Here is a 1486-nt window from a genome sequence, read left to right on the forward strand (position 1 = left end):
CTCAGCGAGTTCCTCCCGGGCGATCACACGCCGCTCCAGCACCCGTTCCGCGTCGGCGAGTTCAGCAAGAACCCGCTCAGCTTCCACACGGAGCTCCTCCGCCCGCACCCGGGCAGCCGTCTCCCGCTCCTCCAGCAGACCCATCACCGATGTCACGGTCAACTCCGCATCGCCGAGAACGAACTGATCGCCCCAGACCCTCCCTCAACGACACCGAGACCATGCCTGAACAGCGGAAACTCAACGATCACATCCGGAAAGACAACGGCTTCTACATAGAAGATCGCGTCCAGCATCTGCCGGTGGCAGTAGCCCTCCGGCTGCCCGCCCCGGCCCTCCAGCCACGCCGGGACCGGCAGCGCGTCACGCACCACCGCCCACTGTTCATCCGTCATGTCCGACGGATATACCGCCACCCTGTTCGGACGGTCGCCCGCATTCCCGAACCGATGCGCGAGGCAATCACAGGACGACACGCGGGAGTTGGACGAGACGGGGACCGTCACGCAAGACTGGAACAACAGGGCCTCCTGGCACTCGAGTGGTCGCAAACCCGAGCTACCAAGGGGCCCTGTACTCATGCATCCACCCGACCGAGATCACCCGGCCAGGACCGTGTTCGATCAGAACCGTCCTCATGATCGATAGAGACACGGCTTCATAGAACAGGTCCTTGAGGCCAGTGTGCTTGTGGGTGAGCTTGTTGCGCCGCAGGCCGGCTTCGGTGGCTAGGGAGACGATGGTCAGCTTGCCGTCGGAGTGCAGCGGGGCGCCGATCAGCAGGCGCACCATGGCGTCGGTGATGGCATTCACCTCCGCGACGTCCTCGGAGCCGCTGGCGGCGTGTGCGTGGGCGAGGGCCTGGCCGACGAGCTGGGCCAGGGCCGCCCCGGCGTGCGGGCCGGGTGACGGGCTCGTCGGGCAGGCGAGCGCTCGTCACCATCGTGTGCGGCAGCAACGTCAACCTAGACGCCTATCACCGCTGGGTCGGCCCGGCTCCCATCCACAGGTCTTGACAATTGCTCGAGGTTTACGCGCTGGAACCGGCACTCCGTGCCTGATGGCATGTCCAGCATCGATCCCGTACGCGATGTCTCGCAGGAGATTCGATACGTGCTGAAGCAACATCCTCATTTGGGGTCCCCAAGCAGTCTCGGCTGCCGAGCAGGACGCGGAAAACGCCCCCTCTCGAACTATACCCACCTGTATGGTTACTGACTACCCGACCGACATGGCGGTCAGTCGCCGCGACGGCGACAGCGCGCTCCGGGGCTGCCGTCGTAAGCGAAGATCTCTTTTCCGAATGCCCTTGCATGGTGAGCATGGCCACGCCATTTACTGGTTCGTCGAGTCTTCACCAGCAACGACGAACGCACCGCCGCACTCAACCCCTGGCTCGAGCACTACAACAACGAACGACGCCACTCAGCCCTCGGAGGCCAGCCGCCGATCAGCCGACCGCAGCCAAACTCATGACCGGGTACAG

General features: G+C 64.5%; 2 protein-coding genes and 1 pseudogene. 1 reads left to right on the top strand and 2 read right to left on the bottom strand.

What is annotated here, in order from left to right; genetic code table 11:
• Nucleotides 1-158 precede the first annotated feature (158 nt).
• The gene (locus tag KWI83_RS39715; protein ID WP_256363390.1) at nucleotides 159-395 is read right to left on the bottom strand and encodes a transposase; all 237 of its coding nucleotides are present in this window, start codon (nucleotides 393-395) and stop codon (nucleotides 159-161) included.
• A gap of 163 nt (nucleotides 396-558) precedes the next feature.
• Nucleotides 559-813 (bottom strand): hypothetical protein, encoded by a 255-nt coding sequence (locus KWI83_RS37645; protein WP_218518865.1) that lies wholly within the window; start codon nucleotides 811-813, stop codon nucleotides 559-561.
• Between the two features lie 531 nt (nucleotides 814-1344).
• Between KWI83_RS37645 and KWI83_RS37650 the strand changes: the two are divergent.
• A pseudogene (locus KWI83_RS37650) lies at nucleotides 1345-1476 on the top strand (integrase core domain-containing protein); the annotation flags it as partial.
• Between the last annotated feature and the right edge of the window lie 10 nt (nucleotides 1477-1486).

The sequence above is a fragment of the Streptomyces sp. TRM70350 genome, assembly GCF_019219825.1.
In the GTDB taxonomy this organism is placed as follows: domain Bacteria; phylum Actinomycetota; class Actinomycetes; order Streptomycetales; family Streptomycetaceae; genus Streptomyces.